Source organism: Psychroflexus salinarum (assembly GCF_042677225.1).
Lineage (GTDB): Bacteria > Bacteroidota > Bacteroidia > Flavobacteriales > Flavobacteriaceae > Psychroflexus > Psychroflexus salinarum.
The window spans coordinates 76,030-99,419 of record NZ_JBHTIV010000010.1; the positions used below are offsets into that span (position 1 = coordinate 76,030).

Sequence of the window (23,390 nt, forward strand, 5' to 3'; positions counted from 1 at the left end):
GTTCCAAATAGATATCAAAAGACTAATCGTCGAGGACGTTTAGTCTTTTATGTTTTTAAATCAGATAGTATATCTTCTAAGGGTGTCTCGAAATGGAACCATTGAATATCTGAATCTTTTTTAAACCACGTCATTTGTCTTTTTGCAAACCTTCTAGTATTCTTTTTTATTTCTGAAATAGCTTCAGCTAGACTTAATATTCCCTCAAAATGAGCGAATAATTCTTTGTAACCAACCGTTTGTAGGGCATTGAGATGTCTGAAAGGATATAACCTTCTCGCTTCTTCTATCAAACCCTGCTCAATCATAAGGTCCACCCGTTGCTCTATTCTGTTGTAAATTACTTCGCGAGGAGCATCCAGGCCAATCTTGGTTATTTCAAATGGGCGTTGTTTTTTATTTTGATTTTGAAAACTGAAGAAAGATTGACCTGATACTTCGATGACTTCCAAAGCTCTTGTTAATCGTCTAGGATTCGAAAGTTTAATAGTCTTATAGGTTTCAGGGTCTTTTTCCTGAAGTAAGGCTTGTAATTTTTCAAGGCCTTCAGTTTTTAAAATAGTATTGTATTTCTGTCTAATTTCTGAAGGGATTTCAGGAAAGGAGTCTAAACCTTCGGTTACTGCTTTTTGATAAAGTCCACTTCCACCCACTAGAATAGCTTTGGAGCTCGATTCAAAAATATGATTTAAAACTTCAATAGCATCTTCTTCAAATTTACCGACATTATAGTCATCCTGAATTGAAATGTGTTGAATAAAATGATGTTTTGCTAGTGATAGTTCATCTTCCGAAGGAACGGCAGTTCCAATAATCATTTCCTTGTAGAACTGTCTGGAGTCTGCCGAAACAATTTCAGTAGAAAAATGAGAAGCCAACTTTATGCTCAAGGCTGTTTTGCCTATGGCTGTGGGGCCGACGATGCAGACTAAGGATGGTTGGTCCGTTTTCATTTTTTAATCTCTTTTTTCTCTTCTTTACCCCTGTTGAGATTATAGCCGCAGTTGTGACAGAATTCTGCTCTATCCTTATGTTCGTCTTCACCGCAATTATAACAAACCTGTGTGTTGGATCGCATGTTTTCTTTAGCCATTTCTGCAGTGACAATACCAGTAGGTACAGCTATAATACCATAACCAAGTAACATAATAAGCGTAGCAATGAACTGACCCAAGGGCGTTACAGGATGTATGTCTCCAAAACCAACTGTAGTAAGGGTAACAATGGTCCAATAAATACCTATGGGGATAGAGGTGTAACCATTTTCAGGGCCTTCTACTAGATACATAATGGTCCCCGCTATAAATGAGATGATGATAACACTGTATAAAAAAATAAGAATTTTTGGTAAACTCTTTTTTAAAGCAACTAAAACGACAGAACCTGCTCCAGTATATCTAGCCAATTTAAAAATTCGAAAAACCCTAAGCAATCGTAAGGCTCTTAAAGATAATAAGGCTGCAGACCCAGCAAAAATCAAAGAAATATAAAGCGGAATTGTAGAGAGAAAATCAACTATGCCATAAAAGCTAAAAATGTAATTCTTAGGGTTTTTTATACTGATGATTCTTAGAATGTATTCAAGGGTGAAAAAGATAGTAATGATCCATTCTAAAGTGATAAATAAGGAATGATATTCGATGCTAATGTGATTAACGGAGTCCAAAACTACTAAAGCTAAACTTACAAGAATAACTATTAATAAAGCAACATCGAAAGCCTTGCCTGCAGTGGTATCTGCTTCGTAGATGACTTCATGAACTTTTTCTCTCCAAGTCATAGGTGCAATTTAAATGGGTTGAGTGTGTTTGTAGACCCTGAGTCTAGTCGTCTTGATTTTCTTCTGATGATTTTTCACCTATAAAAGAATCTATACTGGAGTTTTTTCCAAAAATGACCAAAATATCTTTTTCTTCCAATTCCACATTCGGATCTGCGATTCCTTCAATTTTATCGACTTCCTCTTTCTCACCAATCTGCGTCGTTTTTTCTTCTCTCTGGATAATGGTTAGAATAAGCAGGTCATGTTCTTCTCTGATTTTTAACTCCTTGATGGTTTTTCCCACATATTTTTTGGGAACCTGTGCTTCAATAATGCTAAAGTCGTCGTTGAGTTCAAAGGAATCAATTACGTTTTTTAAATGAAGTTTATTAGACCATCGCTCTGCGGTTTCTGATTCCGGATGTACGATTTCATCGACCCCAATGGCTTCAAGAACTTTTTTATGTAAAGGATTTATGGCTCTGCTTATCAGTCTTTTGGCGCCTAAATTTTTAAAGAGAGCGGTCGCCATAAGATTTGAACCCTGATCTTCCCCGATAGCGATTAAAACAATATCGGTTTCATCGAAAGGCAAATCGGAAACGGCAAGCTCATCGGTAGCATCCATGCGGATGGTGTGGGTTACTTTTTCTTTGAAGTGTTCTACCTTTTCCATGCTATCATCAATGGCAATGACTTCGTTGCCAAGAGCCGTTAATTTCTGAGCCAGAGAAGATCCAAAATTGCCCAAGCCTACTATGATATATTTCATGTTTAGTTGATTGTTATTTCCTCGGTTGGATAATCATAATTCTTTTGTTTTATTTTCTTAAAAATAGCGATTACAACCGTAAGCATACTCACTCGTCCTACAAACATAGTAAAAATGATTACGGCTTTCCCTAAATCGCTTAGCTGTCCGGTGATTCCCAGGCTCAATCCTACTGTAGAATAGGCGGAAATGGTTTCAAATACCAAATCGAAAAGACTTAAGTTTTTATCGCTAATACTTAAGATCAGGACAGAAAAACCTATCACTATCAAAGATAAAGCAATAATGGCATAAGATCTTCTAACCGATACACTGGATATTTCTCTTTTAAATACTTCTATTCTGGATTTGCCTTTAGCTAAGCTCAATATATTTAAAACAGAAATGGCGAGGGTGCTGGTTTTGATACCGCCACCAGTTGAAGCTGGTGAAGCCCCAATCCACATCAGTAATAAAACTAATAACAAGGTCGGCATGCTTAATAAGGCCGTGTCTACCGTATTAAATCCTGCGGTTCGGGGAGTGGCTGCTGTAAATAAGGCAGTCACTATTTTTCCAAAACCAGTGTGTTCAGCAAGGGTGTTTTCATATTCTAAAACATATACGGCGACCAATGCAATTGCCGTTACTGTAAAGGTGGTTATCAATGTAATCCTGCTGTTGATATTCAACACCCAGGGTTTGAAATCTCTTCTTCCGCTAATCAATCTTTTAACGCTGTACTTGAGATACTTATCGATGTTTTCAACAATAGGAAATCCAAGTCCGCCTAGTATAAAAGATATAATGATGATAAGTTGTAGTCCATAATTAAACCGAAAGCCTTCCTCATAAAAGCTGCTGGACAAAGTTGAAAACCCTGCATTACAAAAAGCTGATATCGAATGAAATACGGAGAAAAAGGCTTCCTCTATAAAACCGTCAAAGTCGGCACTATCCAGTGAGGTGTAAATAAGGGTTGCTGAAATCAGTTCTATTCCAAAAGTAATCACAATAATGTACTTCAATGTTTTAAAAACAGTGTTTAAGGATTTAGAGCTGGTAATACTGTTTAAAGTCAGTTGATTTTCATAGGTGGAACCTCCCTTGAAAAAATAACTAAAAAAACTGGTAAAGGTTAGAATTCCAAGACCGCCAATCTGTATCAAACAAAGGATAATGGTTTGACCTAAGCCCGTAAAATAGCTTCCGGTATCTACTACGATAAGCCCTGTGACACAAACTGCACTGGTGGACGTAAATAAGGCATCGATAAAACTGATTCCGGAATGTGTGGCATTGGGAAGCAGGAGAAGCAGGCTGCCCAGAAAAATAATAGTCAGAAAACTCAGTATAAAAAGTTGAGCCGGATTGAGTATGGTGCGATCTACGGAAATTTTAATGTCAGACGATTCTCGGATAAACGTCAAAAGAATGGCAAACTTTAACCAATAGTCGTCAATGGAAAAACTTTCCAGAAACGAAATATCCAGGAGCATAAAATGCCTAACGAGCACAAAAACAGAAAATAAAATCGACAACACATCAAAAATAACAACTTCCTTTTTTGGCAGGCTCTTGTTTTGATAATACCTGATTGAGGTAGAGGTAATTCCCAGGACTAAAACAACTGCATAAAAAACAGTATAGATAGTGGTCAAGTTCACAGGATGCTCGAAGCCTAGATCAAAAATCAGTATTGCTAAACCTAAAAGACTCAGCAAAAATGAAATGCTATGAACAAGGGTGTTTTTACTCATTTTAGAACTTAAGGATCTTTAAGTGGTGATTGCTTTTTCTCAAATAACTCTGTATGATATGTTGAGAATCTCTGTCGTTTTGCATTGGATTAATAATATTTTTGAGGATAGACATATTTTCAATTTGAAAATTTAATTCGGTATATCCTACACCTGTAAGTTCTCCGTTTTCGATTAAAACTACACTTTTCTCACTGGCATGTCTTCCCTTGTCCTGTATAATCATGTTTTTATTTTGGTAATCATAAAAGTCAATAAGCTGTCTGACTCTCTCATTGTAGCTTTCCGGTGATTCCTCATGAACACATGCACCATGACAAAGTTTGATGGTATAGTTAAAACAAGCGCCTTTGGTCTTATGAAGTCCCGTCAGCTTCTGGCAGAGGTCGTAGGTTTCTACTGCCCGTTCCATAAAAGCTTTACCCTGCTGGTAATTGGTAAAACTTGTAATGTAGTTTTCTTTGGATTTTAGTTTTGACACCGAAAGATTGATATAGCCATTTTCATCTTCAGAAGCATAAAGACCATGCGTAAATAAGCTTTTTTTGAGAGCCGAATTAAACTTTGGCTTTAGTTTTTTAATAGACTGATTTTCCTTGAGTAAAGCTAGAAGTTCATTGCCAGTTCTTTCAAAATCTATTGAAGTTACATGCTCCTGTATTTCTCTGGATTTGGGTGCATCGCTCGTAAAATGCTGGTTAGCTCGTTTTTTAATGTCTTTACTTTTGCCTACATAAATTATTTCACCTTTATGATTAGAAAAGTAATATACACCCACAGTATTTGGTAATTCATTTATTAGTCGAATCAATTTTTGATCAACACTACTTATAGAGTTCAGCTTTAAATTTGAACTTATAATCTCTTTATCAGTATCTTTTTCTAGCAATAGCTTAAATAACTTGACAGTAGCCAAAGCATCACCGTTGGCTCGGTGTCGGTCGGTGATAGGAATCCCTAGGTTTTTCACCAATTTACCCAAACTATAAGAGTCGAACCCTGGCAATAATTTTTTAGATAATTTCACGGTACACAAAGTTTCACGCTCAAACGCATAGCCTAACCGGTCAAATTCTAGCCGTAGCATTCTGTAGTCAAACTTCGCATTATGAGCAACGATAATACAGCCTTCGGTAATTTCGACAATACGTTTGGCGACCTCGTAAAACTTAGGCGCTTGATAAAGCATTTCATTATTGATGCCTGTCAGCCCAATTACAAAAGACTGTATTTTTCGTTCAGGATTTACCAGAGAGATGAATTGATCCACAATCTCATGTCCGTCAAATTTATAAACAGCAATTTCCGTAATTCCCTCTTCGTTATATTTCCCTCCCGTGGATTCTATGTCTAGTATGGCGTACAATCTAATTTTTTGAAATATTCTATATAAGCTACAAAAATAAAGATATAATTCTGTTTCAAAGCTTTATAGCTAAAAGTTTAAGCTTGAAAAAACCTGTTTTTTATTCTGATTTTGATACTGCTAAATGAAATTGTTCAAGACAAAATGACATGACATAGCTAAGTGATTCAGAACTGCCAGTTTGACGTAATACTGAATTTAACTTCTTAAATTTCTGCTATTTATAATCAAAAAAACATTATATATGTCTGAAAATCAGTGCGGTACGTATTTTGATTAATTTATATCATATAAACCTTTAAACCATAAGACTATGTTACCAACACGATTCGCAAACCAGGATGTAAGTCTTTTTGATAGACTTTTTAACAACGACATGTTTAACGGAGATTTTTCTGATCCTAACTCAACTCTACCTTCGGTAAACGTGAAGGAAGACGAAAACAAATTTAGTGTAGAAATGGCTGCACCAGGACTCAACAAGAAGGATTTTAATATTGAGCTTAATAATAACGAGCTCAGCATTTCTTCAGAAAAAAAGGAAGAAAAAGAGCACAAAGAAGGTGAACGCTACACACAAAAAGAGTTTAGCTATAGGTCGTTTAAAAGATCTTTTACATTACCAAATATTGTGGATGGCGATAATATTTCTGCTCAATACAAAGACGGAGTGTTGCATGTGGATATTCCAAAACTAGAAGAAGCTAAGCCAAAACCGCCAAAGCAAATTTCAATTAAATAACTGATTTGGTTTCATTTTAAATTAGCTAGATTTTAATTTGACACCCTGAACTTGTTTCAGGGTTTTTTAATTAAAGTTTTTGTCAGATTGAGTATTTGACTTTACTGATAAGGAGAGAGAAATAAAGAGCCTTAACTCTTAATTCATAACAGGAAAACTCATAATACTAATATTGTTCTTTCTGTAATTTATTATCTCGCCCCAAAAATTGAACTTCCTATCCTTACCATATTGGTTCTATGTTCCATAGCGATTTTATAATCACCACTCATGCCCATGGATAAAATGCTGAAATCTGATTGAGTTTTTGAAGTCTCCTCATAAAGATTCTCCAAAACTTTAAATTCTCTATGAATCTGTTCTTCATCATCGGTGAAGGTGGCCATTCCCATCAAGCCTTTTAGTTTGACATTCTTCAATTCTGAGAGTTTTTCGTCTTTCAAAAAGTTTCTTAACTCGTCAGGTGACATACCATATTTAGAATCTTCCTCAGCTATTTTTACTTGTAATAAACAGTTGATGACGCGATCGCTTTCTTTGGCGCGTTTGTTTATTTCTTTCAGCAATTTCATTTTATGAACGGCGTGAACAAGATCCACATAAGGTGCCATGTACTTTACCTTATTGGTTTGAACGTGCCCAACCATATGCCACTTGATGTCTTTGGGAAGGGCTTCCCATTTATCGGTCATTTCTTGAACCTTGTTTTCACCAAAAATCCGTTGACCAGCATCATAAGCTTCCATCAAGTCTTCGTTGGGTTTTGTTTTAGAAACGGCAACCAGGTCGATGTTTTCACCAAGCTCATCTTTGAATGATTTGATATGTTCTTTAATAGTTCCTTCCATGTAGTCTTGTTTTAAAATTCGTAAATTGTAATACCACTCCTTAATCTTGGTTCAATAAACGTCGTTTTCGGTGGCATTTTCATGCCTTCATCGGCAATTGTTTTCATCTCGTCAATTTTAGCAGGATACATACCAAAACCAACTTCAAACTCTCCATTATCAATCATTCCTTTCACGTATGCCATATCTTTTTGCCCTTGACTATACTCAAGCCTTTGATTATTTCTCAAATCATCTATGCCAAGTATTGGCTTTAGAATAGTTTGATACAAAATCTGAGCATCTAATTTTGACAAGGCATCATGAAAATCATAATTCCTGAATCTCAAATTCAATTCGTAAAAGTCTCCATCAAGGTACATACTAAAGTGATGAGGTTTTGAGGGCTTATAATAATTTTGCTTAAGATTTTCAATCTTGAACTGCTCATCGAGCCTAATCAAAAATTCATCTTTGCTTAAACCGTTCAAATCCTTAACAAGTCTGTTGAATTCGTGAATTCTCAAATGACTTTCAGGAATAAAAAAGCCCATAAAATAGTTGTAAGCTTCAGCACCTGTATGTGAATCATTATCCGCCTGAAGCTTTTTCTTTAGATCAATAGAAGATAAACTTCTGTGGTGACCATCAGCGATATAAATATGCTCCATAGCTTCGAATTCAGCTTCAATTTGCTTTTGCAGCTGCTCATCTTCAATCACCCAAAAGTGATGCGTTTCTCTGGACGTTGTGGTAAATTCATATTCTGGTCGTTGTTGCATTAACTTCTGAGAAATACCTTCCAGGACTTTGTTGTCTGGATAGGTAAGAAGTACAGGATCTGCATTAAACCGAACTGTTTTTAAATATTCTGTAAAGATATCTACCTTCTCTTTTAGCGTGTCTTCATGTTTTCTGATGATATTGTTTTCATAATCTTCGGTGCTTGCTGCTCCTACAAAACCCACAAACTGAATTTCATTTCTGTAGATGATTTTGTGTAAATAGTAGCAAGGCTTTTCATCTTGCTGAAAACTTCCATCTTCCTTAAATTCTTCAAATCTATTTTTGACAAGACCAAAACGTTCTTTACCAGAGATTTCTTTGTTGTATTTGTACCCAGGGTTTACAATATGCAAAAATGAAAATGGATTGTTGTCTAACCGAGCCTCAATCTGAGCTTTGGTATAAGTATCGTAGGGTTTTGAAGCTATAAGACCTACTTTATCTCGAGTAGGTCTAGTAGCTTTAAAGGGTTTTACAACAGGCATGTCTTAAGATAAAAATTGTGAAGACACTTTTTCAGCTTTTTTACTTTCGCTGTAATCGTAGAAGCCTTCACCGGATTTTACCCCTAGTTTACCAGCTCTTACCATATTGACTAATAATGGGCAAGGGGCATATTTTGGATTTTTAAATCCATCGTACATAACTTCAAGAATTGATAAGCATACATCTAAACCGATGAAGTCAGCTAATTGGAGTGGCCCCATAGGATGAGCCATTCCCAGTTTCATAACGGTGTCTATTTCCTCAACTCCAGCTACATTGTTGTATAAAGTTTCAACGGCCTCGTTGATCATCGGCATCAAAATACGATTGGCAACAAATCCAGGATAATCATTCACTTCAGTAGGGACTTTACCTAGGTTTTTAGACAATTCCACTATTGTTTTGGTAATCTCATCACTGGTGTTGTAACCTCTTATGATTTCTACCAATTTCATTATTGGCACTGGATTCATAAAGTGCATTCCAATGACCTGCTTTGGTCTATCTGTGACGGCAGCAATTTTAGTAATTGGAATCGAGCTTGTATTTGAAGCTAAAATTGCTTCAGAAGGACATATCTTGTCGAGTTCTCTGAAGATATCTAACTTGATTTTCTCATTTTCCGTAGCTGCCTCCACAACAAGATCAGCGTTTTTAGCGCCATCAGCTATACTCGTATGAGTTGAGATGTTGGCCAATGTCCTTTTTTTATCGTCTTCACTTATTTTTTCCTTGTTCACCATACGGTCTAAGTTTCTGGTGATGGTAGCTATTCCTTTGTCTAAGCTGTCTTTAGAAACATCGATTAAATTGACTTTGTAGTCAAATTGAGCAAAGGTATGTGCGATACCGTTCCCCATTGTTCCAGCTCCTATAATTGAAATATTTTTCATGAAATGTATATTTTAAAGTTATTAATTATCAAATGCTTTTATAATTTGTATTGCAACTCTCAACGCTTCTGAGCCTTGTTCCAGAGTTACTATAGGTCTAGTGTCGTTTTCGATAGCTTCAGCAAAAGTTTCCAATTCGTCTAAAATTGCATTGTTGGTTTCAACTTCAGGATTATCAAAATAGATTTGTTTTTTTACTCCTTCCGCATTTTGAAGAATCATGGCAAAATCATCTGGTTCTTTTGGAGCGTCTTTCATTTTCACAACTTCGGTGACCTTCTCTAGAAAATCTACAGAAACATAAGCATCTCTTTGGAAAAAGCGAGATTTACGCATATTCTTTAAAGAAATTCTGCTAGCGGTTAAGTTGGCGACACAACCATTTTCAAACTGAATTCTTGCATTGGCAATGTCAGGCGTTTCTGAAATAATTGAAACACCACTGGCATTGATGTTTTTGACTTTGGATTTGACTACGCTTAAAATTGCATCGATGTCGTGGATCATCAAGTCTAAAACTACTGGCACATCTGTGCCTCGCGGATTAAATTCAGCTAAACGGTGAGATTCGATAAACATCGGGTTATCTATTTTATCAATCGCTGCTCTAAAGGCAGGATTGAAGCGCTCCACATGACCTACTTGTCCTTTAACTTTGTGTTCTTTTGCTAATTCTATTAAGTGTTCCGCTTCTTCAACAGTAGAAGTAATAGGTTTTTCTATAAAAACATGGACTCCAGCTTTAATAGCTTTTTCTGCCATTTTATGGTGATTGGTGGTAGGGGTGACAATGTCGATCACATCTACTTCCTTAAGTAAGTCATCATAATTTTCAAAATAGCTATAGCCAAACTCTTTTTCTATGGCCAGGGCATGATCTTTATTTGTATCGTGAAATCCAATAAGCGAATATTTTTTGGACTCGTTGAGCAATCTAAGGTGAATTTTACCTAGATGTCCTGCTCCCAAAACACCGACTTTTAGCATAAATATTAAGGTTTTACACAAAAGTAACATTTCTTTTTCAGTAAACTAAACTCCCTGAAGTCTTATAGGATTTCTTTTAGAGTTTGCTAGATGATTTTGATTTTGAAATCTCAAATTTTAATTAGTTACTTTAATATTTCTATTTATGGAGATAAACATTTAAATTAGAGATCTACAAGCTGGTAATTATAAAAATAAAGGCAAGCTTATGGGAGGGAGCAGTAATATTTTTACTTCTTTACAAAACATTTGTGCTGTTCAAGGAAGAGCAAGCTTAATAAAGTCTGATTCGAAAGATGAAAGAACTCAAGTTGAACAAATCTGCTTCAAGACAAGCTAACTAAACTCAACACACTTAAAACTTAAACACCAATCTATGAAAACAGCAAACTTTAACAACGATAAGATTTTTGGAGATAAAATTGTGACGAAAGTCATTCTAGAATCAGATTTTTCCAAAGAAATCCGGATTTTATTAGGTGCTGGGCAAGTTATGAAAGAGCATGAAAGTAAATTCCCAATTGTGATTCATGTATTGAGTGGGTCAATTGATTTAGGCGTGAAAAAAAAGACTCATAAACTTAATAAAGGTGGGATAATTGCTCTGGAAGCTAATGTTCCTCACGATTTGTCCGCTTTAAAAGATAGTGTCATTCGATTGACCTTGTCAAAGTCTGATTCAGTTGAGCGTGTAAATAGTGTAGCAGATAATTCCGTAAAATGATCTATTCAAGTTTTGTTCTGCTGTTTTGATTTTTTGAAATTGAATTGTTCTGGCTTTGTGAACTATTTACTGCTAAAGTTATTTTTCAATAACATATATCTGAGAACTGCTGGTGCATGCAAATAAATTTAAATTTGGATTGATGCTTATTAGGGGTAAAGTTTTTGTGTGATTTATTTATGCCGAAAGGCATTAAAATATCGTTTATATATTGATTATTCCAGGTTTTTTTGATGAAAATTGAATTATATGGAGGTGAAATGAGTTATCTTCAATAAGAATTCAAATTATCTTAAACAATTTAAACATGGATGATCATCGTGAAACAAATCAAAAAAAGGAAAGTAAAAATCACTACGCTAAGTTACTAGGGATGCTGCTAGGGTCTTTTATAGCAATGTATATTACAATGTATTTTAATACTTACGAATTCGGACACGTTTATTTTAGCCTAACCCGATTTTACATGGCTTGCTTAGGAATCTCTGCCATGGCCGTCATAATGCTGTTGTTTATGTTAAATATGTATAAGAATAAAAAGAAAAATATGGCTATTGTTTTAGGCAGTGTAATTCTTTTTGCAAGTGCATTAACTTTAGTAAGAACACAAACTCCTGTTGGCGATATTCTTTATATGAAAGCAATGATTCCACATCATTCAATAGCTATTCTTACAAGTGAAAGAGCAGAGATAAAAGACCCAGAAGTAAGGAAATTGGCTGATGATATTATAAAAGCACAGGAAAAAGAAATTGCAGAAATGAAAGCATTGATCACAAGATTACAGTCAGAAGAATAATTCGCAGATCTTTTACGGTCTCTAAATTAAGACAGAAAGCATTGGCTAAGGAATAGACTTTTTCCTTAATATATTATTTCAAATTATTGAATATAGGTCTTAAATGAGCTTTAAAACTTTTTTGCATTCGGATTGTAATATCTATATTAGAGAATTAGCTAGAAATTTAATAGAAAATCAAAACATATATACCATGCAATATTATCATTCAACCTTGTTGAAAAACAAATCTTTTGATCAAGCCATTGACTTAATTACAGAATCCCTTAAAGAAGAAGGCTTTGGAATTCTCACAGAAATAGATATAAAAGGGACCATGAAGAAAAAGATGGACGTAGATTTTCGTCAATACAAAATTTTAGGAGCTTGCAATCCACCATTTGCTCTCAAAGCACTTATGGCCGAAGATAAAATTGGTACCATGTTGCCTTGCAACGTCATCGTGCAGGAATTGGATGAAGGTATCGAAATTGCAGCTATAGATCCAGTAGCTTCTATGCAGTCTGTAGGTAGTGATAGTTTGTCTGAGATCGCAAATGAAATCAGAGACAAATTGAAAAAAGCTGTTGACAAGCTAAACTAACCCTACTAATTTGAATAAAACGACCTTCCTTATAAGTCAAATGGATTGTTCTTCAGAAGAACAGATGATTCGAATGAAGCTGGAGGAGTTAGATGAGGTCAAGCAACTTTCATTTGATATTTCTCACCGAAAATTAGAAGTCTATCATACAAATAATCTGGAAGGTATTCATCAGGCGATTCATGAGCTTGGTCTCAAAGACGAATTAAAAGGAACAGAAAAAGCAGAGTTGCCTTTTGCCAGTGATAACGATGCTCAACAACGAAAAATTCTTTGGTGGGTATTGGGTATCAATCTCACTTTCTTTGTTGTCGAAATGACTACTGGTTTGATTTCCAACTCTATGGGTTTGATAGCTGATTCTTTAGATATGCTTGCGGATTCAATAGTTTATGGATTAAGTCTGCTGGTGGTTGGTTCAACAGCAATTCGGAAGAAAAAAGTGGCTAAATACAGTGGTTATTTTCAAACGATTTTGGCTTTAATCGGTTTTTCAGAAGTTTTGAGACGGTTTTTTAGCGACAGTGAAGCGCCTTTGTTTCAATTTATGATCATCGTTTCTGTTTTTGCTTTATTAGGAAATCTGATTTCACTTTGGCTTATTAATAAAAGTCAAAGTGATGAAGCTCATATGCAAGCTAGCGCTATATTCACATCAAATGATATTATTGTAAACGGAGGAGTTATACTTGCTGGTGCTTTGGTTTATTTCTTGAATAGCAAATGGCCAGATTTAGTTATAGGCGGAATTGTTTTTGCTTTTGTGCTGAAAGGTGCTATTAGGATTTTAAAATTATCTAAATAAAATGCCACATAACCACGATCATTCTCACGGCACTGGTAACTTAAAAGTTGCCTTTTTTCTGAATCTAGGTTTTACAATTATAGAAATTATTGGTGGACTTTATTTCAATAGTTTAGCTATTCTGTCTGATGCCTTGCATGACTTGGGGGATAGTCTGAGTCTAGGACTTTCTTGGTACTTTCAAAAACTTTCAAATAAAGGGCGAACCAAAAATTATTCATACGGCTATAAGCGTTTTTCTTTACTGGGAGCAATCATTAATGCCGTTGTGCTAGCAGTGGGATCTATATTCATTCTTGCTCATGCAGTACCGCAACTTTTCAATCCAGAAGAAACAAATGCTGAGGGCATGTTTTACTTAGCGATTCTTGGGGTAATTGTGAATGGCGCAGCAGTTTTAAAATTGAGAAAAGGTGAATCCATGAACGAAAAAGTAGTGTCTCTGCACTTACTCGAAGATGTACTCGGATGGGCTGCGGTTTTAGTTGGAAGTATTATAATGATGTATTTTGATGCACCGTTTATCGACCCGCTTTTATCTATTTTGATATCACTATATGTGATTTACAATGTTTATAGAAATCTGAAGAAAAGTATGTTGATTATTTTACAAGCGACACCATCAGAGATTTCGATGGAAGAGGTTAAAAGTCAGCTTTTAGAATTGACTGAAATTATAGAAATTCACGATCTGCATGTTTGGTCATTAGATGGAAACTATAATGTGATGTCTGTACATGTGAGATTAGAACAAGATTATAAACTTTCAGAATTATCAGATTTAAAAGAAAAGATACGTTCCAAACTCCATGATAAATCTATCGAACATGTCACTATTGAAATTGAAGCAAAAGATGAAGACTGTAGTTACCTGGAGTCAAAACTTTAGATACAATCTGGATTTTTAAATTCTTCAATACACTTAATTTACCTAGATTTTTTTCTACTTTTACTTTATTATTAGTCAAAATATAAACTCTTGGAAGACAGTTACAGACAGCAAGGAAAACGCAAATTACTCGTGGAATTGATTCGGGAAAAAGGCATCAAAGATGAAAAAGTCTTGAGTGCCATCAACGCGATTCCAAGGCACTTGTTTATGGACAGTAGTTTTGAAGACCACGCCTACCAAGATAAAGCCTTTCCTATTGCTGCTGGGCAAACTATTTCTCAACCTTACACAGTTGCTTTTCAAACGGAACTACTTCAGGTAAGGCCTGGAGATTTAGTTCTAGAGGTAGGGACGGGCAGTGGTTACCAAGCGGCTGTTTTATGTGAACTGGGGGCCAAAGTCTATACCATAGAGCGTCAACAAAAACTCTATAAGAGAACTAAAAACTTTCTTCATCAATTAGGTTATAGGCCTAAATTTATGAGTTTTGGAGATGGCTATAAGGGCTTGCCAGAGTATGCGCCTTTCGATAAAATCATTGTCACCGCGGGTGCTCCATTTATCCCTAAACCTCTTTTATCTCAACTTAAAGTAGGAGGAAGATTAGTGATTCCAGTTGGTGAAGAATCACAGATTATGACTTTAATAAAAAGAACATCCCCTACAAAGTTTCAGAAGGAAACTTTTGGAGAGTTTCGTTTCGTACCGCTTTTAGAAGATAAAAATTAAGGAAAATCAGAATTGATCCAATAACTTAATACCGAATATAATAGCTCCATTCTGCCACCCATCCTGATAGGGTTTCACATAATCTATTCTGAAAAATCTAAACTGACTAAATCCTAAATTATCTAAGCCTACAGAAAATTCAGAATAAGGTCTATTTGAATCTGTAAACAAGCTTTTGGCACCAATTACCAAATTGAAATTCAGTTGATTAATTAAAGGGATCTTATTCAGAAGATACCCTTTGAAATTGTGTTCTAAATGCATGTCTGCATAATCAGAATTGGTGGAAAGTTCGTAATAAGGTAACAAATTGAATTTGTTGAGGTAAGAATTTGAAGTTCCAACTCTCGTCTGATTTCCATTAAAATGTTTGTAGTCCAAAAAAGAAATATTCTCTGCATTAAAAAACAAACCTCCGTTCAGGCTATATCCCAATTCACCAAATCTTGAAAGTGTTTTGGTTTGGGAAAGTCTGGCTTTTACCAAATCATAATTAAAATCATCAATGTCTGAAGCAAAACCCTTTTCATAACTAAAAGTCAGCACTGGGAATCTATCGCTAAAGGTGTTGTATTTTCCATTGGGAGTCAACACATATTCTTGATCAAAATTTATTCTCCCAGAGATTCTTAGTTTTCCTATATTGTGTGAAGGGAAAAGTAATGAACCGAAGGCTTCTGGGGCTAGTGGGTTATTGGCAGTAAAGCCTCCATTTTTGTTGCTGATAATTGGAGAGTTGGTTGAGTTGGTCAAAGCACGCCTTCTTTCAAACCCTAATGTCGCACTCATTCTGAACCCATTAATTACCTCCTGACTATAATTTGCTTCGCCAAATATCTTTTCATATAATTTGAAATAGTTTCTCTCGAAAAAGATGGATGCTATGGAAGATAACCTCTCATTGATAGGATTGGTAGAATTGATTTCTTCTAGTTTAGATCCACCTGATAGGGTAATGAAAGGCTTTGAAAAATTATTGAATTTTTTTGTAAAACTTCCGTAGACTCGAAGCTTTTCTTCAGAAAAACCATAGTCAAAATATGAGCGAAGTTCCCAGTAATTTCTATAGGTGCCAGTTGTATCTTTCTGTCTGAAATACACATCAGATTTTATGTTAAAACCCTGTACTGTGTTGTAATTGACATCGGTAAGTCCGCTAAATCCAGCTTCTTGATGAGTTGTCGAATTCTGCCAAGAATATCCAAAAACAGGATCTGTAATGCTGAATTTGTTTCTAGCTGCATCTATTGAATCTTTATAAGCTTGAGAATTTTTAAGCGTTTGAATGCTGTCTTTGAAGGTGTAGTCTTTTAATTCTAAACTCGTCAATGGGACTGGTCTGTTTTTGTCCCAAAATAAACTGTCTTTTGTATTAGCTTCTTTGTCAAAAACAATCACCGCATTGCTGAAATCTTTTTTGGTGAGCTGTGGATTGAAATTGTAGTTGTTGTAAGAGGCTACAAAATTACCACTTCCTGAAATTCCAAATATTCCCCAACTGAAAGACACATCTTGAGAAATTAATACCCAAAACTTATTGTCTTCGCTATAGCTGAAGGTTTGGTTAAGGTTGATTTCTTCGACTACCTCAATTTGAAGTGATTTCCCCGTGGTTTTTAGTTCCACGCCAAAAACCTCCCAGGTATCTTCTAGGATATAAATGTGTCCGCTAAAAACTGCGTCATTTGGCCTTTTGGGAATGACTTTAATTTTATTAACGAGAAATCTATCGTTATCATAAAAAGTGCCGACCAATTCATAATCGTAATAATTCATCGCGAAATTAGCGATAGGGGATACCAAGTTGTTTCCAAGATCGAGAGTGTTTTCGTAAACAGAAAAGTTAAAATCTTCAGCAGAATTAAAACTAAAACCCCTGTCGTTTCCACTTACTTTAGAAGCAATTACGTTTTCTTTAAATTGATTTGGTGCTTTGTAAGCAATTTTTGAAACCGTTTCGCTGAGGTAAACCACACCACTTCTTGTAGAATCCAAACCGCCACCTAGATCACCAACCTCTTGGCCGAGTATTTTTTCTGGAGCATTTTGAATTTCCCAAATGCCTTTGGAATAAAAATCAGCCTTAAATTCTTTGATTTTTGCTAGATTTTTTTTGCGTTGAGCAATTGCACTTCTAATGATAGCATAAGCAGGATCTTCGTTATTGGCTATTACCACATCATCCAGACTTGTCACTTTTTCAGTTAATTGAACTTCTAGAAAGGAATTTTTATTATTTACGGTTCTATTTTCAGTTTCAAAGCCTAGAAATTTAAAAACTAAAACTTGTTCTTTAAGAGAATCTATGTTTATTCTGAATTCTCCGTTAGCATTAGTTGTCGTTCCGTTGAAAGTTCCTTCTACATATACATTTACGTTTTGTAAAGGCAAGTTTTCAGTATCAGTTACTTTTCCAGTAATCTGAGCTTGAGTTATACTTGAGAACAGAAAAAAAGTAAAAAGCAGAAGATTAAATTTCATTAAGACGAGCTAAAGGAGAATTAGGTGTTGTAAGTTTTGTTGATTCGGTTGAGTTTCCTTTTCGTATCTCTATCTTTTATGGTTTCACGTTTATCATGAAGTTTTTTACCCTTACAAAGAGCAATTTGCAATTTAGCAAAACCTCTGTCGTTGAGAAATAATCTTAGCGGAATGATAGTAAGCCCAGTGTTTTTGACTTCTTTGTAAAGCTTTTTCAGTTCTTGCTTATTCAGTAAAAGTTTTCTGGCATTCTTAGGCTTATGGTTGAAGTGAGTGGCGTGAGAATACTCCTGAACGTCCATATTAATCACAAATAACTCACCTTTATCATTAAACTCACAAAAACTTTCAGCTATGTTGGCTTTGCCTTCGCGAATGGATTTGATTTCGGTGCCTGCCAAAACAATTCCTGCTGTATATTTGTCAAGAATTTCATATTGAAATCTTGCTTTCTTATTTTTTATGTTGACTTTATTTTTTACCATAGAATTTCAAGTAATTCATTCAAAAATAAGACTTTTGAAAGGATAGAGGTAAGTAGTGACTAATATTTAAACTAATACTATGATAAAATATATTTTTGGTCTTTTAATAATTGCTCTAGTGAGTTGTCAAAATTCTGAGAAGAATTTATCTTCAGAAGAAATTATAGATAAAGCTATAGAGTATTCTGGAAAATCTAAGTTGAATGAAAATATATTGAAATTTACATTTAGAGCTTATGATTATAAAGCAACTCCAACCTGCGATGGATTTAAATTTGAAAGGCTTTCAAAAACAAAACCCATTAGAGATGTTTTAGTGAACGATGAATTGACTCGTTATTATAATGACTCAATCGTAAAGCTAGCAGATACAACAGCTTTCAATTATTATGAGTCAGTAAATTCTGTACATTATTTTACTCAACTTCCTGTTAGACTCAAAGATGAGGCTGTAAATTTATCCAATCTTGGAAAGGAAAAAATCGAAGATAAAACCTATCATAAACTCGAAGTTAAATTTTCTGAAAATGGAGGAGGAGTCGATTTTGAAGATATTTACATCTATTGGTTTGATGTTGAAGATTTTTCTATGGACTACTTAGCTTATAGTTTTATTGTAAATGAAGGTGGTTTGCGTTTCAGAAAAGCGATCAACAGAAGAACAATAGACGGCGTTGTCTTTCAGGATTATGAAAACTATAAACCTAGAGTTAAATCTAAAAAGCTTGAGGATATCGGTAAAATGTTCGAAAATGATCAACTTGAACTTTTATCCTTAATTGAAAATGAAGATATTGAGCTTAGCCCGGTCAAGCTTAATTGTAACTAAAATCTTCAGGAACTTTTTTGGTGATCTTTGTGTCTTTGACAGTTAAGTCTTTATCAATTTCAACTTTGAAAAAGACATCGTAGTTGTTTTCGTCTAATTCTTGATATTTCTTTTCTGCCAAAATTTCGTTTACAAATTTTGGGTTTGTATTGCTATGTCCTATCACTAAAACATTTTTCCCATAAGTTTTCTTCCAAAACTCTTCAGTAAACAATGTTTTTTTTCGCGTCGTAGCTTTGGATATTCCCTTTGTATTTGTGTATGGTTGGGATTAGAGTCTGTATTGTTCTGCTATAATCTGTAGAATAGAATAACTCTAACTCTTTGTCATCAAAATAAGTCGCTAAGTAGTTAGCACGTCGAATTCCTTCCTCAGTAAGTTGCGGGTCGTCGTCTTTAGGATTTGTGGTGTCCTTTTCGGCATGTCTAACAAAATAATAAGTCGTTTTTTCAATGTCTTTCCCTTGAGGAATGTCAAATTGAAAATCATATTCGTTGGATTGATTACAGGAGCTCATCATGACTAATATGAAAATGAATAAGTAAAGGTATGTGGATTTCATCTAATTTGATTTTAATTCTAAAACTATAAACTGATTGAGCTGAAACCCAAAGCTATTAAAATTATCATCTGATGCGATAATAAGAGTTCTATTTCCATTTGGTAGAGTGGGGCCAAAGCACAAGCCTTCCAGATTATCAATAATATTATTTGTCAGTTTAGACTTGATGTTTTTAAAGTCAAAAAGCAGACTTTTTTTGGTATAAATAATTTCTTCTGAAGTGCTTTTGAGCTGCTTTATATCTTTTGTATTTGTAGCATCACTAATGTCCACCAAAAAGAGCTTCACCCTGTTACCCTGACTCTTATGTCCTGCTGAATAAGCTCTTTCCAAAACTAAAAATTTATTGTTTTCTAATTGTAAAATTTCAGTCAAGCCATTAATGGCGAAAGGCAGAAACGGGATTTTTGAGATTCTGTCTAGGTCCATGACGTATTGACGAGTCACCTGATTTTGATCTCTATCAAAATAGCTAATGCGAATTGGTGAATTTGTATTGTAAAGTTTTGGAGCTTTACCGTCATTTTCCAGCGGAAGTTCATTTGCAAACCAAAATCCTTTTGAATTTAAAATCATAGTTAATCCTTCAAAAACACCGTTTTGTCGTGGATAATTATTCCCTTTCGGAAGAAAATAGTCTGGTAATGGATAATTTTCAATAAATTTAGCTTTGTTGCTAATTTTAAAAATTCTTGGCGATAGATTTTTATTGATATTTCCTTCAGTAGAAATTAAGTAGTCCTTCCCGTCAAAACGAATGGACTCCATGTCTAAGGCATTTTCTTTAAAAAACACGTCACCTTTTAGTTTTAAAACAGAAGTAAAAATAAGAGTATCTAGTTTTAAGCCATCGAGATTAAGTTCAGCAGTAAAGATTAAAGGATTTGAAGGTGAATCGTTGACCATGATGAGTTCACCATTTTTAAAATCAATTCCAGAAATCCCTCCAAAGATTTCATTTTTATATTCAAAATTAGTGGGAAGGGTATATTCGTCTATGAATTCTACTTTATAGGTTGGGTTCTTCAAAGTTTTAGTGGTACTACATCCAGCTAATAAAATTAGAACAAAACTCAAACTTAAAAGTTGAGTTAAATAGGAGCGTGTTAACATAAATAAAACAATTGATTAATATATTAGTGTGCAACTTTAAAATTAAACATTATGAACTTAGATCAATTAGAAGGAAAATTTAAAGAAAATAAAGGTAAATTAAAACAAAAATATGCGGAGCATATTTCTGATGACGATTTACAATACTCGGAGGGTAAATTTGAAGAAATGCTTGGTAAACTTCAAGCTAAAACAGGAAAAACAAAAGAGCAACTAGAAGAGGAAATCGATAATTTATAATCGATATTCAAGTATTAAAAAAGCCCCATTTTTAATGAAAATGAGGCTTTTTATTTTACCTAAATAGAGCCTGTAAATATCAAGTTCTAACAGGTTGTATTTGGTTGATTATTTATTTTTTTCAACTTCTAATAATTCAACTTCAAATTTTAAAATTGAGTTCGCAGGAATTGGTCCGGCTTTTCTTGCTCCATAAGCTAATTCCGAAGGAATAACCAATTCAGCTTTTTCTCCAGTTTTCAAAAGCATAATACCTTCATCCCATCCTGGAATCACTCTACCTGTTCCAACTGGAAATTCAATAGGTTGATCTCTATCTAAAGAGGAGTCAAATTTTGTTCCATCTAGAAGATATCCTGTATAGTGAACTTTTACTAGACTTCCTGCTTCTGGAGCTGTCCCGCTTGGGTTTTCTTCGATGATTTTATAACGAAGTCCACTTTCAGTCACATCAAACCCTTTACTGGCTTCATTAAGTCTTTCTTCTCTTCTTGCATAAGCCTCTGCTTCAGCTTCTTCAGCTAATTTTACTCCTTCTTTGAAAGCTTCAACTGCATCAAAATCTTTGGCTTCACTTCCTTTTCTTAGAATATTTATAGTTTCTATAACTACATCTTCAGCAGGCTTATCTCCCGGTGTAGTCTGAGTTTTGCCGATGCTGTCTACAACTTTCTCACCAACGACTAATTTCCCAAATACACTATGCTTACCGTCTAAATGTGGTGTAGGTGCAAGCGTGATGAAAAACTGACTTCCATTTGTGTTTGGTCCAGCATTAGCCATAGAAAGAACTCCTTTTTCATGTCCTAACTTCGGAGTAAACTCATCTGCAAATTTATAACCAGGTCCACCTTGACCAGTGCCATCAGGATCTCCTCCTTGAATCATAAATCCTTCAATCACTCTATGAAAGATAATACTGTCGTAGAATTTTTCACCTTCATATTTTTCGTCGACAAGAGGGTGGTTTCCTTCTGAAAGCGCTACAAAGTTACCAACAGTCATAGGTGCTTCTTTGTAGTATAATTCGGTTACAAATTCACCCTCAGAAGTTTCGAATTCTGCATAAAGCCCATCTTCCAAATCTGGGTATTTGGCAGAACAGCTATAAATAAGTAATCCCAATAATGCAATTAGTGATAATTTTAGTGTTTTCATCTTATTTTAGTTTTAATCGTTTTTAATTTTATTTAAAGTAACAGTGGATTTAAGTGCGATGTGAGTCCCTATTCTATCATTATCTCCATAATAGCCGTAAGCTTGATGAGATGGAAATAAAAAAGTAACTGTTTCACCTTCTTTCATCAATTTTAGCCCTTGGCGCAAACCTGTGAAAATCTCTTCCTTGTCGATGACATAAGCTCTTTCACCGAGCTCTTCTCTGGAATAAATAGTATCACCTTGTAAGGTTAGAATATTGTAGTTGAATTCTACTTCGTCACCGAATTTTGGTGTGATAGAATCTTTTTCATTTTGAGAATTGTAATAATACCAAAATCCGTCTGCAGATGTAATGTATGTGTTTGCAGAATCTTTCCGTATCATATCTTGAATATATGACTCCTCCTTTTCTACAATGGCCTTATTAATTTTTAAAGATTTGTTTGTAAAACTTTTGGAAGCCCTACTAATTGGTTTCCTTGGTTCAGGCGATTTGCAAGCCTGAAATAAGAAGAGACAAAAAACTAGATAAAGTAATTTTTTCATGTAAGTGCTTCTCTGTAATTATTTAAAGTGTTTTCAAATTTTTCCAAAGTTGAATTGAGATCCAGATCACTTTTTCCTCCAGCGGCATTTTTGTGACCACCTCCACTATAATGTTTTCTTGCAAATGTATTGACATCAAAATCTCCAATAGATCTAAAGGATATTTTCACAATATCTTCAGCTTTATTTTCAATAAAAATCACAGCAAATTTAATCCCTTTTAGGGATAAAGCATAATTTACAAAACCTTCTGTATCTCCTTTCTTAAACCCGTTTGCATTAAGGTCTTCCTGGGACAAGAATGTATAAGCTGTGCTGAATTCTCTTATCACTTTTAAGTTTTGAAGGGCTTTGCCCAACAGATGAAGGCGACTTTCAGCATTATTATCATAAGTGTCTTGATGAATCTGACTGTTATTTGCTCCTGCATCAATTAAATCTGCAATTATTCTATGCGTTTTGCTTGTTGTGGAGGGAAATCTAAAAGATCCTGTATCTGTCATGATACCTGTGTAAAGACAACTTGCGATGTCTGCCGTCAATTCAACTTCTGAATATTGTGTCGTTACAAACTCATGCACGAGTTCGCAAGTAGAAGCTACCTGTGTGTCAACAAGCATAAAAGAAGCATAGTCTGCAGGTTCTTGATGATGATCTATCATGATAAATCTCGAGTCTAAATTTTTGAGGAAATTACCAAGACCACTACCAGTTCTGTCTAAATGATTGAAATCTAAAGTAAATATAAAATCAGAGTCCTGTAGGACTTTTTCACATTCGGTTTTATCCGTATCATAGCATAGTATTCCATCAACAGCAGGTAGCCATTTGAGGAAATCCGGGTAACCATTTGGCATAATCACCTGAGAAGAAATTCCGAGTTGTTTTAAAAATAAAGATAGACCCAAAGTCGACCCTAGGGCATCACCATCTGGATTTTTATGACCAATAATGCTTACTTTTGATTTTGTATTTAGTTGGCTTTTGAGACCAGATATTGTATTTTTCCTCATAAGATTCAAATGTACGAATTCTTAATAATGCAATAACACTGGAAGTTATAGATTTGTTGAAAATACT

Annotated in this window: 26 protein-coding genes; 9 read left to right on the forward strand and 17 right to left on the reverse strand. The window is 34.7% G+C overall.

Annotation, left to right across the window (positions count from 1 at the left end; translation table 11 throughout):
- Positions 1–47: 47 nt before the first annotated feature.
- The 5 genes from miaA to ACFQ0R_RS09585 are packed head-to-tail and all read right to left on the reverse strand — an operon-like array spanning position 48 to position 5,639.
- Positions 48–953 (reverse strand): tRNA (adenosine(37)-N6)-dimethylallyltransferase MiaA, encoded by a 906-nt coding sequence (gene miaA / locus ACFQ0R_RS09565; RefSeq protein WP_379658148.1) that lies wholly within the window; start codon positions 951–953, stop codon positions 48–50.
- Positions 950–1,780 (reverse strand): ion transporter, encoded by an 831-nt coding sequence (locus ACFQ0R_RS09570; RefSeq protein ID WP_379658149.1) that lies wholly within the window; start codon positions 1,778–1,780, stop codon positions 950–952. Before ACFQ0R_RS09570 ends, miaA begins: the two co-directional genes overlap by 4 nt.
- A 43-nt stretch (positions 1,781–1,823) precedes the next feature.
- Complete coding sequence (locus tag ACFQ0R_RS09575; protein ID WP_379658150.1) at positions 1,824–2,534, reverse strand: potassium channel family protein; 711 nt, start codon at positions 2,532–2,534, stop codon at positions 1,824–1,826.
- 2 nt (positions 2,535–2,536) lie between these two features.
- On the reverse strand, positions 2,537–4,273 hold the full coding sequence (locus ACFQ0R_RS09580; RefSeq protein ID WP_379658151.1) for a TrkH family potassium uptake protein: 1,737 nt from the start codon (positions 4,271–4,273) through the stop codon (positions 2,537–2,539).
- A 1-nt stretch (position 4,274) separates the two neighbouring features.
- Positions 4,275–5,639, reverse strand: coding sequence for an exonuclease domain-containing protein (locus ACFQ0R_RS09585; protein WP_379658152.1), 1,365 nt, complete (start codon positions 5,637–5,639; stop codon positions 4,275–4,277).
- Positions 5,640–5,952: 313 nt separating this feature from the next.
- Here ACFQ0R_RS09585 and ACFQ0R_RS09590 point away from each other — a divergent pair, with 313 nt between their 5' ends.
- Positions 5,953–6,381, forward strand: a complete 429-nt coding sequence (locus tag ACFQ0R_RS09590; RefSeq protein WP_379658153.1) for an Hsp20/alpha crystallin family protein — start codon at positions 5,953–5,955, stop codon at positions 6,379–6,381.
- A gap of 191 nt (positions 6,382–6,572) precedes the next feature.
- Here the strand turns inward: ACFQ0R_RS09590 and ACFQ0R_RS09595 are convergent, their stop codons facing one another.
- Genes ACFQ0R_RS09595 through ACFQ0R_RS09610 form a run of 4 tightly spaced genes read right to left on the reverse strand, consistent with a single transcriptional unit; the run spans position 6,573 to position 10,360 of the window.
- Positions 6,573–7,229, reverse strand: coding sequence for a YggS family pyridoxal phosphate-dependent enzyme (locus ACFQ0R_RS09595; RefSeq protein ID WP_379658154.1), 657 nt, complete (start codon positions 7,227–7,229; stop codon positions 6,573–6,575).
- Between the two features lie 11 nt (positions 7,230–7,240).
- A complete protein-coding gene (locus ACFQ0R_RS09600; protein ID WP_379658155.1) occupies positions 7,241–8,479 on the reverse strand; it encodes a DUF1015 domain-containing protein in 1,239 nt (412 codons plus the stop codon).
- Between the two features lie 3 nt (positions 8,480–8,482).
- Positions 8,483–9,373, reverse strand: coding sequence for a 3-hydroxybutyryl-CoA dehydrogenase (locus ACFQ0R_RS09605; protein ID WP_379658156.1), 891 nt, complete (start codon positions 9,371–9,373; stop codon positions 8,483–8,485).
- 21 nt (positions 9,374–9,394) lie between these two features.
- Positions 9,395–10,360 carry a Gfo/Idh/MocA family protein gene (locus tag ACFQ0R_RS09610; protein WP_379658157.1) on the reverse strand — a complete coding sequence of 322 codons (966 nt, stop codon included), beginning with the start codon at positions 10,358–10,360 and terminating at the stop codon, positions 9,395–9,397.
- Positions 10,361–10,736: 376 nt separating this feature from the next.
- Between ACFQ0R_RS09610 and ACFQ0R_RS09615 the strand changes: the two genes are divergently transcribed.
- The 6 genes from ACFQ0R_RS09615 to ACFQ0R_RS09640 all read left to right on the forward strand — a co-directional run bounded on the left by ACFQ0R_RS09615 (position 10,737) and on the right by ACFQ0R_RS09640 (position 14,892).
- Entirely contained in the window at positions 10,737–11,084 is a 348-nt protein-coding gene (locus tag ACFQ0R_RS09615) for a cupin domain-containing protein (protein WP_379658158.1), read from the forward strand.
- 307 nt (positions 11,085–11,391) lie between these two features.
- On the forward strand, positions 11,392–11,883 hold the full coding sequence (locus ACFQ0R_RS09620; protein WP_379658159.1) for a DUF305 domain-containing protein: 492 nt from the start codon (positions 11,392–11,394) through the stop codon (positions 11,881–11,883).
- Positions 11,884–12,076: 193 nt separating this feature from the next.
- Positions 12,077–12,466, forward strand: a complete 390-nt coding sequence (locus ACFQ0R_RS09625; RefSeq protein ID WP_379658160.1) for a DUF302 domain-containing protein — start codon at positions 12,077–12,079, stop codon at positions 12,464–12,466.
- A 10-nt stretch (positions 12,467–12,476) separates the two neighbouring features.
- A complete protein-coding gene (locus tag ACFQ0R_RS09630) occupies positions 12,477–13,271 on the forward strand; it encodes a cation transporter (protein WP_379658161.1) in 795 nt (264 codons plus the stop codon).
- Between the two features lies 1 nt (position 13,272).
- Positions 13,273–14,160 carry a cation diffusion facilitator family transporter gene (locus tag ACFQ0R_RS09635; protein WP_379658162.1) on the forward strand — a complete coding sequence of 296 codons (888 nt, stop codon included), beginning with the start codon at positions 13,273–13,275 and terminating at the stop codon, positions 14,158–14,160.
- A gap of 90 nt (positions 14,161–14,250) precedes the next feature.
- Positions 14,251–14,892 (forward strand): protein-L-isoaspartate(D-aspartate) O-methyltransferase, encoded by a 642-nt coding sequence (locus ACFQ0R_RS09640; protein ID WP_379658163.1) that lies wholly within the window; start codon positions 14,251–14,253, stop codon positions 14,890–14,892.
- Positions 14,893–14,898: 6 nt separating this feature from the next.
- Here the strand turns inward: ACFQ0R_RS09640 and ACFQ0R_RS09645 are convergent, their stop codons facing one another.
- On the reverse strand, positions 14,899–17,373 hold the full coding sequence (locus ACFQ0R_RS09645) for a DUF5686 and carboxypeptidase regulatory-like domain-containing protein (protein ID WP_379658164.1): 2,475 nt from the start codon (positions 17,371–17,373) through the stop codon (positions 14,899–14,901).
- Positions 17,374–17,393: 20 nt separating this feature from the next.
- Positions 17,394–17,858, reverse strand: coding sequence for an SsrA-binding protein SmpB (gene smpB, locus ACFQ0R_RS09650; RefSeq protein ID WP_224486847.1), 465 nt, complete (start codon positions 17,856–17,858; stop codon positions 17,394–17,396).
- A gap of 79 nt (positions 17,859–17,937) precedes the next feature.
- On the opposite strand from smpB, the gene ACFQ0R_RS09655 reads away from it, so the two are divergent.
- The gene (locus ACFQ0R_RS09655; RefSeq protein WP_379658165.1) at positions 17,938–18,687 is read left to right on the forward strand and encodes a DUF6503 family protein; all 750 of its coding nucleotides are present in this window, start codon (positions 17,938–17,940) and stop codon (positions 18,685–18,687) included.
- Here ACFQ0R_RS09655 and ACFQ0R_RS09660 read toward each other — a convergent pair.
- Genes ACFQ0R_RS09660 through ACFQ0R_RS09670 form a run of 3 tightly spaced genes read right to left on the reverse strand, consistent with a single transcriptional unit; the run spans position 18,674 to position 20,279 of the window.
- On the reverse strand, positions 18,674–18,901 hold the full coding sequence (locus ACFQ0R_RS09660; protein WP_379658166.1) for a hypothetical protein: 228 nt from the start codon (positions 18,899–18,901) through the stop codon (positions 18,674–18,676). The genes ACFQ0R_RS09655 and ACFQ0R_RS09660 overlap by 14 nt on opposite strands.
- On the reverse strand, positions 18,891–19,250 hold the full coding sequence (locus ACFQ0R_RS09665; RefSeq protein ID WP_379658167.1) for a histidine phosphatase family protein: 360 nt from the start codon (positions 19,248–19,250) through the stop codon (positions 18,891–18,893). The genes ACFQ0R_RS09660 and ACFQ0R_RS09665 overlap by 11 nt, the downstream gene beginning before the upstream one ends.
- Entirely contained in the window at positions 19,251–20,279 is a 1,029-nt protein-coding gene (locus tag ACFQ0R_RS09670; protein ID WP_379658168.1) for an esterase-like activity of phytase family protein, read from the reverse strand. It lies immediately after the preceding gene.
- A gap of 135 nt (positions 20,280–20,414) precedes the next feature.
- On the opposite strand from ACFQ0R_RS09670, the gene ACFQ0R_RS09675 reads away from it, so the two are divergent.
- Positions 20,415–20,603, forward strand: coding sequence for a CsbD family protein (locus ACFQ0R_RS09675; RefSeq protein ID WP_379658169.1), 189 nt, complete (start codon positions 20,415–20,417; stop codon positions 20,601–20,603).
- Between the two features lie 108 nt (positions 20,604–20,711).
- On the opposite strand, the gene ACFQ0R_RS09680 is transcribed toward ACFQ0R_RS09675, so the two are convergent.
- From ACFQ0R_RS09680 to ACFQ0R_RS09690, 3 genes are read right to left on the reverse strand one after another with little or no spacing between them, the layout of a single operon-like run.
- A complete protein-coding gene (locus ACFQ0R_RS09680; protein WP_379658170.1) occupies positions 20,712–21,761 on the reverse strand; it encodes a peptidylprolyl isomerase in 1,050 nt (349 codons plus the stop codon).
- 12 nt (positions 21,762–21,773) lie between these two features.
- Entirely contained in the window at positions 21,774–22,310 is a 537-nt protein-coding gene (gene gldI, locus ACFQ0R_RS09685) for a gliding motility-associated peptidyl-prolyl isomerase GldI (protein WP_379658171.1), read from the reverse strand.
- The gene (locus ACFQ0R_RS09690; protein WP_379658172.1) at positions 22,307–23,323 is read right to left on the reverse strand and encodes a DHH family phosphoesterase; all 1,017 of its coding nucleotides are present in this window, start codon (positions 23,321–23,323) and stop codon (positions 22,307–22,309) included. Before ACFQ0R_RS09690 ends, gldI begins: the two co-directional genes overlap by 4 nt.
- Between the last annotated feature and the right edge of the window lie 67 nt (positions 23,324–23,390).

Excerpts from the sequence above, each read along its gene's own strand:
- ACFQ0R_RS09605 (WP_379658156.1), bottom strand. The coding sequence starts at position 9,373 with ATGAAAAATATTTCAATTATAGGAGCTGGAACAATGGGGAACGGTATC.
- ACFQ0R_RS09570 (WP_379658149.1), bottom strand. The coding sequence starts at position 1,780 with ATGACTTGGAGAGAAAAAGTTCATGAAGTCATCTACGAAGCAGATACC.
- ACFQ0R_RS09620 (WP_379658159.1), top strand. The coding sequence starts at position 11,392 with ATGGATGATCATCGTGAAACAAATCAAAAAAAGGAAAGTAAAAATCAC.
- ACFQ0R_RS09655 (WP_379658165.1), top strand. The coding sequence starts at position 17,938 with ATGATAAAATATATTTTTGGTCTTTTAATAATTGCTCTAGTGAGTTGT.
- ACFQ0R_RS09615 (WP_379658158.1), top strand. The coding sequence starts at position 10,737 with ATGAAAACAGCAAACTTTAACAACGATAAGATTTTTGGAGATAAAATT.
- ACFQ0R_RS09690 (WP_379658172.1), bottom strand. The coding sequence starts at position 23,323 with ATGAGGAAAAATACAATATCTGGTCTCAAAAGCCAACTAAATACAAAA.
- ACFQ0R_RS09590 (WP_379658153.1), top strand. The coding sequence starts at position 5,953 with ATGTTACCAACACGATTCGCAAACCAGGATGTAAGTCTTTTTGATAGA.
- smpB (WP_224486847.1), bottom strand. The coding sequence starts at position 17,858 with ATGGTAAAAAATAAAGTCAACATAAAAAATAAGAAAGCAAGATTTCAA.
- ACFQ0R_RS09625 (WP_379658160.1), top strand. The coding sequence starts at position 12,077 with ATGCAATATTATCATTCAACCTTGTTGAAAAACAAATCTTTTGATCAA.
- ACFQ0R_RS09675 (WP_379658169.1), top strand. The coding sequence starts at position 20,415 with ATGAACTTAGATCAATTAGAAGGAAAATTTAAAGAAAATAAAGGTAAA.
- ACFQ0R_RS09680 (WP_379658170.1), bottom strand. The coding sequence starts at position 21,761 with ATGAAAACACTAAAATTATCACTAATTGCATTATTGGGATTACTTATT.
- ACFQ0R_RS09665 (WP_379658167.1), bottom strand. The coding sequence starts at position 19,250 with ATGAAATCCACATACCTTTACTTATTCATTTTCATATTAGTCATGATG.
- ACFQ0R_RS09600 (WP_379658155.1), bottom strand. The coding sequence starts at position 8,479 with ATGCCTGTTGTAAAACCCTTTAAAGCTACTAGACCTACTCGAGATAAA.
- ACFQ0R_RS09645 (WP_379658164.1), bottom strand. The coding sequence starts at position 17,373 with ATGAAATTTAATCTTCTGCTTTTTACTTTTTTTCTGTTCTCAAGTATA.
- ACFQ0R_RS09610 (WP_379658157.1), bottom strand. The coding sequence starts at position 10,360 with ATGCTAAAAGTCGGTGTTTTGGGAGCAGGACATCTAGGTAAAATTCAC.
- miaA (WP_379658148.1), bottom strand. The coding sequence starts at position 953 with ATGAAAACGGACCAACCATCCTTAGTCTGCATCGTCGGCCCCACAGCC.
- gldI (WP_379658171.1), bottom strand. The coding sequence starts at position 22,310 with ATGAAAAAATTACTTTATCTAGTTTTTTGTCTCTTCTTATTTCAGGCT.
- ACFQ0R_RS09635 (WP_379658162.1), top strand. The coding sequence starts at position 13,273 with ATGCCACATAACCACGATCATTCTCACGGCACTGGTAACTTAAAAGTT.
- ACFQ0R_RS09575 (WP_379658150.1), bottom strand. The coding sequence starts at position 2,534 with ATGAAATATATCATAGTAGGCTTGGGCAATTTTGGATCTTCTCTGGCT.
- ACFQ0R_RS09595 (WP_379658154.1), bottom strand. The coding sequence starts at position 7,229 with ATGGAAGGAACTATTAAAGAACATATCAAATCATTCAAAGATGAGCTT.
- ACFQ0R_RS09580 (WP_379658151.1), bottom strand. The coding sequence starts at position 4,273 with ATGAGTAAAAACACCCTTGTTCATAGCATTTCATTTTTGCTGAGTCTT.